General features: G+C 40.4%; 14 protein-coding genes. 8 read left to right on the top strand and 6 right to left on the bottom strand.

Features of this window, described 5'->3' with window-relative positions:
• Positions 1 to 65 precede the first annotated feature (65 nt).
• The gene (gene dctA, locus B3139_RS01465) at positions 66 to 1328 is read left to right on the top strand and encodes a C4-dicarboxylate transporter DctA (RefSeq protein WP_209577881.1); all 1263 of its coding nucleotides are present in this window, start codon (positions 66 to 68) and stop codon (positions 1326 to 1328) included.
• 60 nt (positions 1329 to 1388) lie between these two features.
• On the opposite strand, the gene lon is transcribed toward dctA, so the two are convergent.
• A complete protein-coding gene (gene lon, locus B3139_RS01460) occupies positions 1389 to 3866 on the bottom strand; it encodes an endopeptidase La (protein ID WP_293879462.1) in 2478 nt (825 codons plus the stop codon).
• Between the two features lie 343 nt (positions 3867 to 4209).
• Here lon and B3139_RS01455 point away from each other — a divergent pair, with 343 nt between their 5' ends.
• Both B3139_RS01455 and B3139_RS01450 read left to right on the top strand, forming a co-directional pair.
• Positions 4210 to 4866 carry a tetratricopeptide repeat protein gene (locus tag B3139_RS01455; protein WP_209577883.1) on the top strand — a complete coding sequence of 219 codons (657 nt, stop codon included), beginning with the start codon at positions 4210 to 4212 and terminating at the stop codon, positions 4864 to 4866.
• Positions 4867 to 5037: 171 nt separating this feature from the next.
• Positions 5038 to 5592 (top strand): ferritin, encoded by a 555-nt coding sequence (locus B3139_RS01450; RefSeq protein WP_293879461.1) that lies wholly within the window; start codon positions 5038 to 5040, stop codon positions 5590 to 5592.
• Between the two features lie 55 nt (positions 5593 to 5647).
• On the opposite strand, the gene B3139_RS01445 is transcribed toward B3139_RS01450, so the two are convergent.
• From B3139_RS01445 to gpmI, 4 genes are all read right to left on the bottom strand, one after another.
• Positions 5648 to 7942 (bottom strand): TonB-dependent receptor, encoded by a 2295-nt coding sequence (locus tag B3139_RS01445; protein WP_293879460.1) that lies wholly within the window; start codon positions 7940 to 7942, stop codon positions 5648 to 5650.
• 193 nt (positions 7943 to 8135) lie between these two features.
• Positions 8136 to 8462, bottom strand: a complete 327-nt coding sequence (locus B3139_RS01440; RefSeq protein WP_293879459.1) for a hypothetical protein — start codon at positions 8460 to 8462, stop codon at positions 8136 to 8138.
• Positions 8463 to 8643: 181 nt separating this feature from the next.
• Positions 8644 to 9231: a hypothetical protein gene (locus tag B3139_RS01435; RefSeq protein WP_293879458.1), complete on the bottom strand. Its 588-nt coding sequence runs from the start codon at positions 9229 to 9231 to the stop codon at positions 8644 to 8646.
• Entirely contained in the window at positions 9212 to 10744 is a 1533-nt protein-coding gene (gene gpmI, locus B3139_RS01430; RefSeq protein ID WP_293879457.1) for a 2,3-bisphosphoglycerate-independent phosphoglycerate mutase, read from the bottom strand. Before gpmI ends, B3139_RS01435 begins: the two co-directional genes overlap by 20 nt.
• 171 nt (positions 10745 to 10915) lie before the next feature.
• On the opposite strand from gpmI, the gene B3139_RS01425 reads away from it, so the two are divergent.
• The 4 genes from B3139_RS01425 to B3139_RS01410 all read left to right on the top strand — a co-directional run bounded on the left by B3139_RS01425 (position 10916) and on the right by B3139_RS01410 (position 13912).
• Positions 10916 to 11374, top strand: a complete 459-nt coding sequence (locus tag B3139_RS01425; RefSeq protein WP_293879456.1) for a DUF4783 domain-containing protein — start codon at positions 10916 to 10918, stop codon at positions 11372 to 11374.
• A gap of 77 nt (positions 11375 to 11451) precedes the next feature.
• Entirely contained in the window at positions 11452 to 12309 is an 858-nt protein-coding gene (nadC, locus tag B3139_RS01420; protein WP_293879455.1) for a carboxylating nicotinate-nucleotide diphosphorylase, read from the top strand.
• 14 nt (positions 12310 to 12323) lie between these two features.
• Positions 12324 to 12974 (top strand): glycerol-3-phosphate 1-O-acyltransferase PlsY, encoded by a 651-nt coding sequence (plsY, locus tag B3139_RS01415; RefSeq protein WP_209577890.1) that lies wholly within the window; start codon positions 12324 to 12326, stop codon positions 12972 to 12974.
• Positions 12975 to 13108: 134 nt separating this feature from the next.
• The gene (locus B3139_RS01410) at positions 13109 to 13912 is read left to right on the top strand and encodes a M48 family metallopeptidase (protein ID WP_349676331.1); all 804 of its coding nucleotides are present in this window, start codon (positions 13109 to 13111) and stop codon (positions 13910 to 13912) included.
• A 73-nt stretch (positions 13913 to 13985) separates the two neighbouring features.
• Here B3139_RS01410 and B3139_RS01405 read toward each other — a convergent pair whose 3' ends face one another.
• On the bottom strand, positions 13986 to 14462 hold the full coding sequence (locus tag B3139_RS01405) for a hypothetical protein (protein ID WP_293879453.1): 477 nt from the start codon (positions 14460 to 14462) through the stop codon (positions 13986 to 13988).
• A 465-nt stretch (positions 14463 to 14927) separates the two neighbouring features.
• Here B3139_RS01405 and B3139_RS01400 point away from each other — a divergent pair, with 465 nt between their 5' ends.
• Positions 14928 to 18251 carry a TonB-dependent receptor gene (locus B3139_RS01400; protein ID WP_293879452.1) on the top strand — a complete coding sequence of 1108 codons (3324 nt, stop codon included), beginning with the start codon at positions 14928 to 14930 and terminating at the stop codon, positions 18249 to 18251.
• The last annotated feature ends 63 nt before the right edge of the window (positions 18252 to 18314 follow it).

Below are 18314 nucleotides of genomic sequence, written 5' to 3'. Positions count from 1 at the left end.
TCTGAATCCTAAATAAAAAGACCGATCAATAGCAAAGGGGATTGCTGTCAGTAAATAAACCGATCATGAAACATATTTTTAAGAGCCTCTATTTTCAAGTCGTATTGGGTATACTGCTGGGCATCATCTGTGGAATCTATTACCCTGACTTTGCTGTTAAGTTAAAGCCATTGGGCGATGCTTTTATAAAACTGATTAAGATGGTCATTGCACCATTGATTTTCAGTTCCATTGTAATCGGTATCGCTGGAATGCAGGATACAAAAAAAGTGGGCAAAATCGGCCTGACTTCGATTATCTATTTCGAAATCATGACCACCATCGCCCTGATTATTGGTCTCGTCTTTGTCAATTGGATACAGCCGGGTACCGGGATGAATGCTGATCCGGCAAGCCTCGATGTATCTTCGGTATCCCATTACATTTCAGAATCCAAAGAACCGCATAGTTTTATGGATTTCATCATAGGCATTATTCCAAGTAACGTTATCGCTGCCGTAGCCTCAGACAACATGTTGCAGGTGCTCGTGTTTGCAGTCCTTTTTGGTATTGGTATGACAAAAATAGGGCAGAAAGCGTCCGAGCCTGTACTCAATGTATTGCAGTCGTTTCTAAAGGTACTTTTTTCCATTATCAAAATGATCATGTATCTCGCTCCAATTGGAGCAATGGGAGCCATGGGCTTTACGATCGGTAAGTTTGGAATTCAGGCCTTGTCTAAACTGGGTATGTTGATGGTGAGTTTCTACCTGACCTGTTTCATTTTTGTGATTATCGTCATTGGAGGAGTATTGTATTTCTATCTTAAGGTAAACGTATTTAAGTTCTTAAAATACATTAAAGAGGAAATTCTGATTGTATTGGGAACTTCATCCTCCGAGTCGGCATTGCCTGGTATCATGCAAAAGATGGAAGATGCCGGCTGCGCCAAACCTGTCGTCGGGCTGGTCATTCCTACGGGCTATTCTTTCAATCTGGATGGAACAAGTATCTATCTGACAATGGCCGCGGTCTTTATTTCACAAGCGCTCAATATGCACCTTAGCTTGGAACAGGAAATTACGCTATTGTTGGTCTTGCTGTTAACTTCCAAGGGAGCAGCCGGTGTTACTGGAAGTGGTTTTGTGACCCTTGCTGCAACATTACCAGTCGTTGGCCACGTGCCTGTGGAGTCGGTTGCGTTGATCTTTGGCGTAGACCGTTTTATGAGTGAAGCTCGGGCAATAACCAATTTAATCGGAAATTCAGCGGCAACACTGGTCATTTCGAAGTATGAAAACAGTTTGGACGAGGAGATCCTGCATGAAAAGCTAGGCTCAAAAAGATAAAAAAGCCCGGAAAACAGTCTTTCCGGGCTAATTTTTAATCGATATTCATTTGAGAATACGCTAATTCTCTTTTTTTGTATTTTCTACATCTTGCGCCAAATTGATGGCACCAATTACTTTTTCTTCCAAGAGGGCGAGTTTGATTACCTGAGCCATTTCAGTCACGTAGTGAAACTCCATATCTTTGATATAATCTTCCTTGATCTCCAGAATATCTTTTTCATTGGATTTACAAAGAATAATATCCTTGATATTAGCACGCTTAGCGGCAAGAATTTTCTCCTTGATACCACCCACGGGCAACACCTTTCCGCGAAGGGTGATTTCACCTGTCATGGCTAATTTTTCTTTCACTTTGCGTTGCGTAAAGAGCGATGTCAGTGCCGTGAGCATGGTGATACCCGCCGAAGGACCATCTTTTGGAATGGAGCCCGCAGGAACGTGGATGTGAATATCCCAATGGTCAAATACGCGATAGTCTATTCCGAAATCAGCAGCGTGCGCTTTGAGGTACGCCAGTGCAATCGACGCAGATTCTTTCATCACATCGCCCAGATTACCCGTCAGGCTCAAACGCCCTTTCCCCGGACTTAGTGATGACTCTATAAATAAGATGTCGCCACCTACGGATGTCCAGGCCAATCCAGTCACCACCCCAGCCACATTGTTATTTTCATACATGTCCTTATCAAATATTGGCGCACCTAGGATATCGAGCAGGTCTTGTTCACTGATACTTGGATTGTAATCTTTCTCCATGACAATGCGTGTCGCAATACCCCGAACAACAGAGCCAATCTTTTTTTCCAATCCACGTACACCAGATTCACGTGTGTAGTCCTCAATTATTTTCTCGATAATTTTACCTTTTAGGCTGACATTCTTAGAAGCCATCCCATGCATTTCCCGTTGTTTTGGCAAAAGGTGTTTTTTGGCGATTTCGATTTTCTCCTCGATGGTATATCCATTTACTTCAATAATCTCCATCCGATCCAATAAAGCTGGCTGAATGGAACTCAATGAATTGGCTGTTGCAATAAACATCACTTTGGAAAGGTCAAACTCCATTTCCACATAGTGATCATAGAAATGCGTATTTTGCTCGGGATCCAATACCTCCAATAATGCCGAAGAAGGGTCGCCTTTGAAATCAGCACTCATCTTATCGATTTCGTCTAAAATGAATACAGGATTCGCTGTCCCGGCTTTTTTCAACGATTGAATGATACGCCCTGGCATTGCTCCGATGTAAGTTTTGCGGTGACCCCGGATTTCTGCTTCATCGCGCACACCGCCTAACGCCATGCGGGTATATTTACGGCCCAGCGCTTTGGCGATAGATCTTCCCAACGATGTCTTACCGACTCCCGGAGGACCTACCAAACAAAGAATAGGCGCCTTCATATCATTTTTTAATTTTAATACCGCAAGGTATTCAATGATACGTTTTTTTACTTTTTCAAGTCCGTAATGGTCTTTATCGAGTACTTTTTGTGCTTTGTTTAAGTCAAAATTATCTTTTGTTGTTTCATTCCAGGGCAGATCCAAAAGGAGCTCGAGGTAATTGAGCTGTACCGAATAATCTGCCGCAGCAGGGTTAATGCGGGAGAGTTTCTCCAGTTCCTTTGTAAAATGTTTTTCAACATCATGACTCCATTTCTTTGACTTACCGCGTTTTTTAAGCTCTTCCAATTCAAGATCCGGCGTATTTCCACCCAGCTCTTCCTGAATCGTTTTCAGCTGCTGATTTAAGAAATAATCGCGTTGCTGTTTGTCAAGATCCACACGTACTTTATTCTGAATCTGATGCTTTAGTTCCAGCATCTGGATTTCAGTCGTCAACAGCTCCAATAAAAGTTTTGCGCGGTTCTCTACTTTCGGTATTTGAAGCAGCTCCTGTTTTTTTGTCATTTCGACATTAATATTCGACGAAATGAAGTTGATCAGAAAAGAAGGGCTTTCAATATTTTTAATCGCGATACCAGCTTCACTAGGCAAGTTGGGCGACAGTTGGATGATCTGCAGCGCCATTTCTTTTAAAGTGGAAATTGTCGCTTTGAAGTGCTTGGTCATCTTCGGCTTTGCCTCGTTGAATTTCTCGACACGTGCCTTTAAGTAAGGCTCAGTTCCGACAATTTCCAACAAGTTGAACCGCTGTTTTCCCTGAATGATGACGGTGGTATTACCATCCGGCATTTGCAGTACTTTAATGATATGAGCAACGGTGCCCACTTTGTTTAGTTCTTCAAATCCTGGGTCCTCTACGGTCATATCCTTTTGAGAAACGACACCGATAGTCTTGCTGCCCTTATAAGCTTCTTTGACCAATTTGATGGATTTATCTCTACCTACGGTAATCGGAATAACAACACCGGGAAATAATACGGTATTACGTAAAGGCAAAATTGACAATGCTTCTGGAATTTCAGCATTCGCCATATTATCTTCATCCTCTTGCGTAAGTAAGGGAAAGAATTCGGTATCCTCTGCAACGATTGGAATTGCTTGACTGAAATCAAAAGTTTCGAATTTGCTCATAGTGTTTATTTTGTGTATTTGGCAGTCGCTGACATGTTGACGGCAGACTTTCAAATTTTAAGCTTCTAATAATGTTTCCCCTGTATTGCAAGCGGAGTGCCAATTGCTAGAAGTCAGCAAAATTACAAATCTATTTTCCAGAATAGGAAAAAAAGGCAGGTTAAATAAAATTTATCTGCCATTTATTGGAGAAATAGGCATAATAATTGTAATATTGGAATGTGAAAAGGCGCTGATGGCAGTTTCTGGTGTTACGGAAATCATACGGAAGCTATTTTCAGAGACGTAGAAACGATCGTTAGCGATCATTATGAAGTGAATATAAAAAAGTAACTATTTAGATATGAATTTAAAATCATTTAAATTGGGTTTGTTTACTGGGGTTTTTGCCTTAGTTGCTTTTAGCGCAAATGCACAACAACCAAAACAGGCCGAACATAGCAACGCTAATGTGAGAATGGGGCAAAAAGCTCTTTTGGATGGTGATTTCAAGAATGCCGAGTCATACTTGACAAAAGCACTGCCTCAAGAAGGAAAAGATCCGGATGTATTATATATGTTGGGTTATTCCCAGTTTCAAAATGGTGACTATAAGAAATCAGCAGAAACATTTGGTAAAGTCGTTGCGCTAAATGGTAAAAACGCGAATGCTTTATATTTCAAAGCAAAAGCGACTAACAATCTTGCTGTTCAATCGACAAATAAAGCTTCTGTTGCCAATAAAGAACAGTTGTTGAAGGGAGCTATCGAAGATTATACAAAGGCAATTGCCATTACACCAAACGATTCTAAATTCTATCAGAATAGAGCGATTGCTAATCGTGACTTAGGTATTTTGATTGGGACAGCGGGCACGCCAAACTATAATAAGGCGATGGCAACCGATGCTTATAATAATGCAATCAAAGATTATGAGAAAGTGTTAAGCTTTGATTCGTCTAAAAAAGACATCCAAACAGAAATCAAAAAAGCAAAAGTATATAGAGATAATTTAAAATAGTATCACTAGTACGTATAGAGAGGGAATTCCAGCAGGGATTCCCTTTTTTTTGTCTAAAATTTTAGCGCTTTATGGTGTAAAAATAAGTTGGTTCACTATTTTTTCTTTATCAATACAAAAACGAAAGGCTGTATTATTCTGTTCTTATTCTAAATCAAACAAGTAATAAATATGGAAACGAATCGATTGTCAAAAGAAATGCAAGAAACTTTAATCAAGCAAATGACTAAGGAAGCTGAAGCGGCACAAATTTATTTGGCATTAGGGGTCTGGGCAGATGATCAGGGGTATGGTGGAGTGGCCAATTTCCTGTATAGACATGCACAGGAAGAGCGTAACCACATGACGAAGATTATGGGGTATATCCTGGAACGGGGTGGCCGGCCAAGAATTGAAGCCATAGCACAACCTCCAGCAGATCCGCAAACGTTGACAGAATGTTTTAACCGCGTTTTCAAACACGAAGTAGATAATACCGAAGCGATTTATAACATTGTCAATTTAGCGATGGCCGAGAAAGACTGGGCAACGTGGAATTTTGCACAATGGTTTGTGAAAGAACAGATCGAAGAAGAGAAGCTAGCGCTGGAATTGATTGATAAATTGAAGATTGCCGGTGGAGACCGTGCTTCGGACGAATCCTTATTTGCGTTGGATTCCTCTTTGGAAGCTATGCCAGACGAAGTGACGCTAGCAAGAGAAGCAACGGCAGACGATCCTAAATAATACTAAACTGTATAAAAAAAGTGAGGAATCCTTTTTAGGGATTCCTCACTTTTTTTTATTTGATGTTAAGCGGTAGATAGACACCGAACGTGATATTTCTGCCCATATTGTAGACGCCAAAATTAGGATCTTCTTGCGATAGCCGACCCGGGCGCAATCGGCTTAACGCATCGTAATAACGCTTGTTGGTCAGATTGGACGCTGCCGCAAATATTTTCAGTTGCTGCTGCCCGAAGTGTAATGTCGTACCGATTCCGGCATTCAACAATGTGTATCCACCTGCTGGCGTTTCGAAGGTTTCGTCAATGCGGCTCTGTTTAAAATAATTGTCTAGCCCCACTGATAAGTAAAAGGCATTCAATCCGCTTATTTTAGGCTCGAGGCGCAGGGTATTGTGCACTACGCCGGCTGGGATCAATGCCAATGGTCTGTCAAAGGTTTTATTCTGTGCATGCGTATAACTAAACGTGTTGTCCAGGTGAATCCAGTTCAACAAATGAAAATTCAAGCTTCCTTCAACACCATATAGATTGGCGTTGACCTGTCCATAGCGGTATACGTCATAAGTATGTGAATCGCCATCTTCACCAACCACAGTTTTTGTATCCCCTTTTGTTGCCGAGGCATAAATAAAGTTGTGAATATAGTTTTCGTAGATTCCGATACTTCCGGTAACGATGCTATGGCCAAACTCCAGTGTCGCATCCGCTTGATAGCTTCTTTCGGCTTTCAGGTTCTCATTACCGACCTCATACCGCGAAGTACCCTCGTGAACACCATTGGAGCCGAGTTCTGCGGGGTTGGGCGCTCTAAATGCTGAGCCCGCATTTGCTTTAAAGTTGAGATCCTCATTGAAAATATGCGTATAACCAAGAGCACCACTGACATTACTGAAGCTATTTTTAAAACCAGGAAATTGCTCTTCATCTTCAACAAACAGCTGTTTGCCTTTGTTGTTGACATAGTCATAGCGTAAACCGACATTAAACGTGTTTTCACCCCAGCTTTTCTTCGCATAACCGAAAGCTCCCAATTCCAGCTGGTCATAGGCTGGGATTAAGAACTCGCTCCCTTTATTTACACTGTGTTCCTGACTTGCGCTGATACCAAATACGTGTTGCCAGCCATTTCTTTCACTTAAAGAATACTTGGCATCGAGGGAATAGGTATTTAGGTCGAAGAACAGGGATGGGGTAGCTTCTTCCAATTCTCGACGTTGATTCTTTTGGTAGCCCAAGTCAAGTTTTAAATTGCCCGAGCCGATAACAAAGCTGTTGTTGAGGGCCAATTTATAGTGACGGATGTCCTGTTTTGGGAAATCCAATGTACGGCTTTTAGCGTTTGTGTAAAGCGGGTCGCCCGGTTCGGCATCGTAAAAGCCGATGTTATTTTTTAGGTAAGAAAAATTAAGGTGCGAATAGCCCCATTGCTTGTTTAGCCCGAGCATACCACTGACATTGCTGTTGTTAAAGCCGCTATTCCCGTATCTTCCTGCAGGGGTATTATAAGAATACGCATTTTGATACGATCCACGGCCACGCCATACGAAGCCATTTTCATTACCTGTTAGCATAACCGAACTATTGGTCAGCCCATTATTGGTCGCATAGCTTGTCAGTAATTCACCTTTAATATGTCCTTCAGTAGGAACATTGGGCTCAAGTACATTGATTACACCACCGATGGCATCAGATCCGTACATCAATGAAGCCGCGCCGCGTAAAACCTCGACACGGTCGGGTTGATTTTGGTCGATTTCAATGCCGTGTTCGTCGCCCCATTGTTGTCCCATCTGTTTTACCCCATCACTTACCGTGACAACCCGATTATAGCCCAGACCCCGTATAACAGGTTTTGAAATTCCCTGTCCCGTTGTGATCTGACTTAGCCCGGGAACTTGTCGCGCAAGTGCATCAATAAGATTTGTTCCATTTCCCTGCAACTCATCTTTGGAAATAACAGCTACTGAAGTGCTGTTGCGACGGCTCTGAGAAGTGACGAGTGTGCCTGTAACGACTACTTCATTCGTTTCAATAATACTTTCTGTCAAGGAAAAATCAAGAGAAAGATTTTCCGACGTTAAATCAACGGCCTTGACAACGGACTGATAGCCCAAAAAACGGACCTCAACCAAGTAGCGTCCACTTGAGGGAAGAGATTTAAAGCTATAATGACCTTGTTGGTCTGATGCCGTGCTCGAACGAAGCTGCTGCAGTGATATGGTAGCACCAGCAATTGGAAGGTTGGTTTTGGCATCCGTTACTTTACCGCTAATCGTTGAGGCAAGCGCCGGAAGTATGGAGAAATAGGAGACAAGCATAAAAATGCAGCCTATAATTTTAAGTTTCATCTGTACTATAATTTCTACGTATGTAATATCAGCGGTACAAACGACAAAGCGTATATCAGCTACCAAGGCGTCGTTGTGCCTAGGTTTAAACCGATAGCTGGTCGTATGCATCGTTTGATTGTTGAGTTGTAAAGACCCTTATGGAGTCCTGGCGGCAATAGTGGTCAACTTACGTTAACACGCACTATTGAAATTAGCATAGAAATGAATAGAGGGGAGGGCCTCGATTGCCAGAAATCAGTGATCTGACTATCTGGTCTCCAATGATGAAAAGACCAAATTCAACGATTTTAACAGGAAGTATGAATTCACCCTGCGTAAAATTAAAAACCAGTTGAGGATGTGAATTTTGGTCGCAGATAGCACATTTGGGGTGATCAGCCTGATGTTTTTTTGCTGGGTTATCTACGATATGCAGTGCAGCCTGGGGATGTTCATGACTGTACACAATGAACTGACCAATTAAGAAGGTCATCAAGAGCACGAATGCTGCGAATTTGTTCAATGAGATATCTTTCACGCTGAAATCACTACGTTTAAACCCAAGTTGACACTCGAATTATGATGTTAACCGGGTCAAAGATAATGAAAATAAAATATAAAGCAATCGTGTTGCATTTATTAATATGATAGGATCATAAAATTCGCCGCTGAATCAAAGACTCAGCGGCGAATTTTGCTGATGTATAAGGCTTATCGTGTTACTTTTTGGGAGGAATAAACTTGCCGACAATTTCATATTGATTGGCATCTAGTCCCTGAACGTCTTGCAATTTGACAATGCGATAAAGCGAATCGCTGAAGTAGTCTAATTTTTCCTGACTATCGTATAAGCTATTGGTTATCTTTTTATCGATATGGATGTGCTTTACCTTTTCGTTCTTATCAAATTCGATACGCAGTTTCTGTATCTGTAGATCTTTCTTTTTCGCTGTAAATTCGGTCACACAGTCGACAGCTTTGACTTCATACAATGAGGGATCGAAATTTTTACTGATATCAGCAGCTTGAAAAGCGGACAGTTCATTTTTCCAGCTTCCAATTTTCAGCTCGCGCTGTTCTTTTTCTCCATCTTTGCTGACAGATTTTAGCACGGCGGGATTGAGCTGTTGCAAGCGATTGACTTCTGCATTAAAAAACGAATCGACAGAAAATATGTCGGAAGATTTTTGAGGGCTTTTTGTTGCGGAAGGTGATCCACAACTCCAAAAAAGCAGCGCACTACCCGCAAAAAAGGAGCGTGCGCTGCTACTGATTTTATGTACGTTATTATTCTGATACCAATACATTTCCTGTCATTTCAGCGGGGATATTGACGCCCAAAATTTGTAAGACGGTTGGGGCAATATCACCTAATTTACCGTTCGCTATTTTTTTGTACTGATCGTCAATCAAGATACAGGGAACCAAATTTGTTGTGTGTGCGGTGTTTGGCGATCCATCATCATTGACCATAAACTCCGAATTGCCGTGATCGGCCAAAATTATAAACGAGTAACCATTTTTGAGACCTGTCTCTACGACCGTTTTGGTACATTGATCCACCGTTTCTACGGCTTTAATGACAGCATCAAAAACTCCTGTATGACCTACCATATCTGGATTTGCAAAGTTCAGACAGATAAAATCAGGCTGAAGTGTTTCCATATCGTTAACGATAGCCGCTGTAATTCCTTGAGCTGACATCTCGGGTTGAAGATCGTAGGTAGCCACTTTGGGGGATGGAACCAACAAACGGTTTTCACCTTTAAATTCTTGTTCACGGCCTCCTGAGAAGAAAAATGTGACGTGTGGATATTTTTCTGTTTCGGCGATACGCGTTTGTGTTTTATGGTAAGCCTCCAATACTTCACCCAACGTGTTGGTTAAGTTATCTTTTTGAAAGACCACTCTCACATTCTGGAACGTTTCATCATAAGACGTCATGGTCACATAATATAGATCCAACGGTTTCAGATCATATTCTGGGAATGCTTTTTGAGTTAGCGCGATTGTAATCTCTCGGCCACGATCCGTTCTGAAATTATAGCAGAATACCACATCGCCTTCTTGTATTGTAGCCACAGGCGCTCCGTTGGCGTCTACCAAGGCAATTGGTTTCACAAACTCATCCGTTATCCCTTCATCGTATGATTTTTGGATAGCGGCCACCAGGTCATTGGATTTTTCACCTTCCGCTTTTACTAAAAGATCGTATGCTAATTTTACGCGCTCCCATCTATTATCGCGATCCATCGCATAGTACCGACCGATTGCCGATGCGAAGGTACCTGTTGTTGTTGTCAAATACGCCTGTAAGTCTCTCACGTAATTAATGCCCGAGTTTGGATCCGTATCACGGCCATCCAAGAAAGCATGTACAAATACTTGTTCACTGCTCAGTCCAGCATGTTTTGCGGCATCACATAAACCCTTTAAGTGCTTCGTGTGCGCGTGTACGCCACCATCGGAAAGCAAACCGATAAAATGTACCTTTTTGTTATTTGCTAAAGCATATTTAAATGCGTCTTGAATCACTGGATTCGAATTGAATACGCCGTCATTGACCGCTTTGTGAATACGTCCCAATTCTTGGTAGACAATTCTTCCGGCACCAAGATTCATGTGCCCTACCTCAGAGTTACCCATTTGGCCGGCAGGCAAGCCAACAGCTTCGCCCGAAGCTTCTAAAGTTGAGTTTGGATATGCTTCTAATAAATGGTCTAAAAATGGGGTGTTTGCAGCTTCAACTGCATTTGATTTATCGTGTTTTCCATATCCTAGTCCGTCTAGGATCATGAGTGCAACTTTTTTCTTATTCATCGTATAACAAAGATAATCTTAATTTTAGAATCTATCAACGCATCTTAAAAACTTCCCTTGTTAATCACCAATATTTTTATAGGTTTGTGGCATCATTTGTGTTCCATCATAAATGGAACTGCCTAAGGATTGATTTTGATTACAGAATCTGTTCTATACATGTTAAGCTATATGAAACTTTTAAGCCATTGCGGATTTATACTTATTACGAATCTTTTTTTACACAATGCTGCGTTTGGTCATTTTTCGATGCCTGTAAATCCACGGATGGAAGAAAACTTGCCCGGGGCTGATGATTCTTTGGAAAGAATTTCGGAAGAGCTAAAATCATATTTGAAAGAGGGTAATGCAAAAAACATAGCCAAGTATTTTGCCTCAAACATCACCTTGTCGATTTTAGGGGAAAATGGTATTTATACAAAGTACCAATCAGAAATCATATTGGGGACATTTTTTAATCAGCATAAACCCAAGACAGTAAAACTGACGCAGTCGAGCAATGCCAACAATGGCTATCAATATTTTACCTTTACCTTAGCCACAGAACAGGCCAATTATCGGGTCTTTGTGAAAATAGGAGCAGGGAGTAATAACCACTCCATCGAAGAGTTGAGGATCGACAAAAATTGATCCTGATCCTATTTTTTTTATCAATCTATTTTTCGATTAAAAAATTATTCCACATCTTAGCCCAATAAATAGCATTTATGGAGAAGGAAATCAAGGACTATTTGGCCCAGTTTGTAAAACAAGCTGTCGCGGAGGATTTGGGCGATGGAGATCATACCTCATTGTCGACAATTGAAGCCGGCGCACAAGGTGAAGCGAAGTTGATTGTGAAGGATAACGGCATACTTGCAGGTGTCGAAGTAGCGCAGGCAATTATTGCCTATGTGGACGATAGTTTGGCCTGTGAGGTCTTTATCCAGGATGGAAGTCGGGTTAAGATGGGTGATATTGCTTTTTATGTCAGGGGAAATATCCAAAGTATTTTATTGGCCGAACGTTTGGTGCTGAATGTGATGCAGCGTATGAGTGGTATAGCCACAACAACCCGGCAGTATGTGGATTTGTTAGCAGGTACAGATACAAAAGTTTTGGATACGCGAAAAACGACGCCCTTATTACGTGTGCTAGAGAAAGAAGCCGTGCGCATTGGTGGTGGCACCAATCATCGCTTTGGTCTTTTTGATATGATTTTAATTAAGGATAATCATGTAGACTATAGTGGCGGAATTGTACCGGCGCTAGAGCGGGCAAATGCCTATAGAAAAAGCCTAAATAAACCGATAGAAATAGAAATTGAAGTCCGAAATTTTGTGGAACTTGATGAAGTTCTTAACTTTGGCGAAGTGGATCGAATCATGTTAGATAATTTTTCACCGCAAGATGTTGCCAAAGCTGTTCAGATTATCGACCGTCGGTTCAAGACAGAGGCCTCTGGGGGAATAACATTTGACACGATTAGGTCATATGCGGAGGCCGGGGTAGATTATATTTCAGTAGGTGCTTTGACACACAGTGTGAAGAGCCTGGATCTTAGTCTGAAGGCCAAATTAATATAAGAACTAATTAATTAATGATATCGATTTATTTAGTAATTGCAGTATTACTAGCGTACTTGTTTGGGTCCATACCAACGGCTGTTTGGTTGGGACAGGCATTTTATGGGGTAGATGTTCGTGAGTATGGTAGTGGTAATGCTGGGGCGACTAATACCTTTCGTGTGTTGGGACCGAAAGCGGGATCGATCGTGATGTTTGTCGATATTTTTAAAGGCTGGACAGCAACCAATCTGGCTTATCTAATAGAACTGGGGCAAAATACGAGCGATGTTCAGTTTGTTAACTTTCAGTTGGCATTGGGCGTTATCGCGGTATTGGGGCATTTATTTCCTGTATTTGCGGGATTCAGAGGAGGGAAGGGCGTAGCAACGCTCTGTGGTATGATTCTCGCTATCCATACACCTGCAGCCTTGGTTTGTGTTTCTGTATTTGTTATTATCCTACTGACCACCCATTACGTTTCATTGGGTTCCATTTCGGCAGGATTTGCATTTCCATTCAGTTTGGCCTTTATATTCAAAACAACGATACCTTCGGTGCTTCTCTACGGAATAGCGATTTGTATCCTCTTGTTGATTACCCACCAAAAGAATATAGAGCGTCTGTTAAAGGGGCATGAGTCCAAGATCTACCTTTTTAAGAAAAAAGCGAAGGAAAAAGAATAGGCACAATAATTGCATCCGCTAAAATGGATTAATAAATTATTGTAAAATACCCATGTTGGATGCGCTGAAAAGCGATTGTCTTTCGCTTCGAGACTCCATATGGCCCTTGAAATAAAATATAAACTATGAACGGAATGTTTAAGTATTCAGCTATGGTATTAGCCTGTGTAACACTGGCATCGGGGTTGTCAGGTTGTGCAACTTCTGCTGTTACCGGGAAAAAATATTTGAAATTGGTCAGTGCTGATCAAGTGAACGAGCAAGCTGCATTGGCTTATAAAGATTTTTTATCGAAGAATAGTTCAAAAGTAGTCACTGGAACTTCTGATGCGGCAATGGTTAAACGTGTGGGCAATAAACTGGCCACAGCGGTGAACCAATATTTGCAAAGCACCGGTCGTGCCAACCAATTTAACTTCAATTGGGAATTCAACTTAGTAAGGAGTGATGATGTGAACGCTTGGTGTATGCCTGGTGGTAAAGTGGCAGTTTATACGGGAATTTTGCCTGTTACACGTACCGAAGCCGGACTTGCCACAGTAATGGGGCATGAGATAGCCCATGCGATTGAGGAGCATTCCGTAGCGCAGGCTTCGAATCAGATTGCTTTGCAATTGGGCGGACAGATTTTAGGTTCCGCAGCCGGGGTATCTGGCAACAGTACCCTTGGAGTTTTCAATAATCTTTACGGTTTGGGAGGGAATTTGGCGCAGTTGAAATTCTCCAGAAGCGATGAATCCGATGCAGATGCAGCCGGATTGATTATTATGGCCTTGGCGGGATATAATCCAAACGAAGCGGTCGATTTTTGGAAGCGTATGGCCTCGGGAAGTCAGAAAGGGCAGCCAGAGTTTTTGAGTACACACCCCAGCGATGAGCGACGTATTGCTGATATTCAAAAATTAATTCCGAATGCGATGAAATATTATAAAAAATAATCGATTGATAGGATATGAAAAGAGGGATCTGCGCGAGCAGATCCCTCTTTTTTTTGCATCATATTTTATCAAGTTACACCCCAGCTAGCGCATCGCTAACGCCGAGCACTACACCGATGACCAATCCCATAAAATTAAAAGCGATGGTAATGATAACCATGATGCCAATAAATTTGTAGTGTTTTTTTAACGCGTCCAAGCAGAGCTCCAGCTGAATGCTGTCGCGGTTTTCAATTGCTTTTTTCGCTTTGGATCCGAAATTATACAGAAAATAGATGGGAAGGCAAAAGAAAGCAAGAAAGAGCAGGTATAGGACACCGAACGTGGATAAGGCCCCCGCTGTGACATATTCGTCTGCACCGAGTGACAATGCGCTTGCGCCAAAGATCAGGCTAACCATGGTGATGGCCGAGATGCCGATGAAAATAAAACAGACGATGGCCAAAAAATTAGCCCATTTTGCTGCTGAAGCTAAAAAAGCGAGTCCTGCTGGAGACAGTTTGAGGTCTGCAGGTTCTAGAAAAGAAGAATTTTGAATACCGTCTTCCATGAAGCGTAAAATATTAGGTGTGCGAATTTCAGAAATGTTCTTGGCTTTTGAAACAAGTTTTTATACAAAACGTCCAGCGTATACAATCGTTTAGATTTTTTCAATTCGTTAGGCTCTAGTCGTGCAATTGCTACAGGAAACTCAATTGTATAAGGTAATTTTCAACTGTTAGGAAATTAGCTAAAAATTTTTAAAAAATTAAATTCCGATTGGAAGAATGTTGTTACAAAAAAAAAATCCAGAATTGATGTGGAAAACTATTTTTCATCAGATAATTAGAATGTAAATGCTGGTTTAAAACATCTTACAACGTTTTTTTTCGTGATAAATTATATGTCGATGTCTGATTTTTGGTGTGGATTTCATGAAATGGGTGTGGTTTAGTGTGTTAAGTTTATATTAAGTCCTTTGTAATTTCAAATCTCTTAGTAATTTTGCTTAACATTTTTTAACAAATCACATTATATGAAAAGATCTTTACTCTTTTTCGCTCTTGTTATGGCTAGTTATGGTGCTGTACAAGCTCAGGTTACTACAAGTAGCGTTACAGGTATTGTAAAAGAGGCAAACGGGAGTGTAACTTCGGGTGCTACGATTAAGGCTACGCACGTCCCTTCAGGAACAGTTTACTCTGGTTCTTCAAATGCAGCCGGTCGCTTTAACCTACCAGCGATGCGTGTTGGCGGACCTTATAAGGTTGAAGTTACGTATGTAGGACAACAACCAGTTGTATATGAAGATGTTTATTTGCAATTAGGTGAGCCTCTTGTATTAAACCCTGTTTTTTCTACTGAAGGTAATACTTTGAATGAGGTTGTTGTGACTGGATACGGTAGCAAAGTTACAACAGCTAAAACAGGTGCTGCTACTAATGTTGGTTTAAAACAAATTCAAAACTTACCACAGATAAGCCGTAGTATTACTGAATTTACACGATTGACACCTCAAGCTAATGGAACCTCATTTGCAGGTCGTGATTCAAGATACAACAATCTTCAAATCGATGGGGCTAATTTTAATAATGGCTTTGGAACAGATACACAGAATCCGCTACCAGGAGGTAAGTTCCAGCCAATATCTTTGGACGCAATCCAAGAAATTTCTGTAAATATTGCGCCATATGATGTTACTCAATCGGGATTTACTGGGGCGGGTATTAATGCTGTAACAAAATCAGGAAGCAATACCTTTACTGGTTCTGCCTATGGGTACTTCAATAATCAAAGGTTCAATGGATTAAAAATTGCCGACGCTGCTGCTTTACCATATCAAGAAGGATCTAAAAAAACTTTCGGATTTTCACTAGGTGGTCCGATTATTAAAAATAAGTTATTTTTCTACGTAAGTGCTGAGCGTGAGATGGCTGATGGTGTAAATGCTTCTGGTGCAAACACTTGGGTTTCAAATAAGAAAAATGACGGAAAGTCAGACGCTAGCACTAATACAACACGAGTGAATGAAAAAGATTTAGTATCCGTTAGTGAACACCTAAAAAATGTATGGGGCTATGATCCAGGTGCATACGAAGGATACGCAAATACAGCAAGTCAAAAAGGTGATAAAATATTAGCCCGTATTGACTGGAATATAAGTGATAAGCATAAGTTTGCTATTCGTTATAATCAATTGATAGGAAACTCTAATCAAATTGCTAATAATAATTCTGGACCATCTCCAAGATCTAATTATTATAGAGTAAGCGAAAACTCAATGGTTTTCCAAAACGGTAATTATGGATTTGAGAACACAGTTAGATCATTAACAGCTGAGTTAAACTCTAATTTCAGTAGTGAATTGTCAAATAAGTTTTTATTTACTTATTCAAAAATTAGAGAGAAAAGAACAACTCCAAGTAATCAAATTTTCCCATTCGTAGATATCTTCGACGGAGGTATTGCTGATGGAAAGAACAACTACATGAGTTTTGGTACTGAGTTGTTTTCATACAATAATGATGTTGACAATGATAACTTTTCATTCGTCAATAACTTAAATTATACTGTTGGAAAACATAACATTCTTGGAGGTGCATCTTTTGAGATTCAGAAATTTGGAAATAGTTATGTGAGAGAGGGAACTAGCTACTATCGTTATAATTCGGTAGAGGATTTTCTTAAAACAGGTACTCCTCAAGAGGTTGCTCCGACAATGTTTGCACTTTCCTATCCGTACCCAGGAATGGATACGTATGCACGCTCTAACTACGGATTAGCGTCATTATATGCTCAAGACAGAATAACACTTACGGATAAATTCAATTTGACAGTTGGATTAAGAGCTGAATTGCCAATTTATATGAATAAACTGACTGGTAATAGTTCTATTAATGCGCAGGAGTTTTTGAATATTGATGGAAAGGCTACTTATTATAATTCTTCTAAATGGCCGAAATCTCGCATCATGTTGTCGCCTCGTGTAGGTTTTAATTTTGACGCATTGGGAGATAGATCATTGATATTGCGTGGAGGTACAGGTATTTTCACAGGGCGTATTCCATTTGTATGGTTGACAAATATGCCATCAGCAACTGGTGTAATTCAAAATACTGTTGAACCAGGATCTTATGATGATGTAAAAGGTTGGATTGGTAATGTTAAATTTCATCCAGAGGACATCTACTACTATGTGAAAAACCCTCCTAAAGGAGCAGAGAATGTTTTCATTCAAAGTCCTAAAGATGGTATGCCAAGTAGTATTGCAATGGTTGATCCAAATTTTAAAATGCCTTCCGTTTGGCGTACTAGCTTAGGTGCAGATTATAAAATTCCAAATTCACCAGTAACATTAACTGCTGATCTATTATATACAAAGGATATTAATGCGGTTACTCAGTTTGGTATCAATAGAAAGGTTGCCACTGCGAGGTTGAATAATGCAGGTGATAACCGTGAATATTATGCAAACGCAACAGACTATCAATATAATAAAAATATTGGAGCAAACTCTGCTGTTGTATTAACGAATACTAAAGCAAAAGGACATGCGCTATCTGCAACATTTGGAGGTACTTTGGCTCCTTGGCATGGATTGTCGGGATCGTTGTTTTACACCTACACCGAAGCTAAAGAGCAATCAAATAATCCAGGAAGTAATGCTGTTTCAGCTTGGACGAATGTGTATTCGATCAATAATCCTAATGATCAAATGCTATTCAATTCGAACTTTGCCGTCCCTCATCGCTTAGTTGCTAGTTTGAGCTATTCGTTCCAGAATACGACAATCGGTATGTATTACAATGGTTCGCACCAAGGAAGATATTCATTCTATTATAATGGCGATATTAACAAGGATGGAATCAGCAGTGATTTGATCTATTTGCCAAAATCTGTTGACGAAGTAAACTTCGTGAATGCCGTAGATAAAAGCGGAAAGGTATTATTTAGCATTGACGAACAGAAAAAGGCTTATACAGAGTTTATTAATAATAATGGCTTAACTAAATACCAAGGTAAGTATTTAGAGAGAAATGAATTCTTGACACCTTGGTTGAATAGAATCGATGTTCGTTTAACTCAAAATATCTTCAATAATCTAGTTAAAAAAGGAGACAAATTCCAATTTACAGTGGATGTAATCAACTTAGGTAACTTAATCAATAAAGATTGGGGAGTACAAAAAACTTTGGTTAGCCAAGGTACAAACTTCCTAACTGTTGTAGATAATAAGACAGATAAGCCAACCTTTAACATGAATTCTGTAAGTGGGGCTCTTGTAAAAGATGTAACTAGAAATGTAAGCAATGTTAGTACAACATGGAGTGCAGTTTTAGGATTTAGATATACATTCTAATAGGTTTATCCTAATATTAAAGAAAAGCGAGGTTATTAACCTCGCTTTTTTGATAATAATTCT

Origin of the sequence: Sphingobacterium sp. UBA1498 (assembly GCF_002325125.1) — a bacterium.
GTDB lineage: Bacteria > Bacteroidota > Bacteroidia > Sphingobacteriales > Sphingobacteriaceae > Sphingobacterium.
Note: the sequence above shows the minus strand (reverse complement) of the source record. Positions and strands in the feature narration are given on the sequence as shown.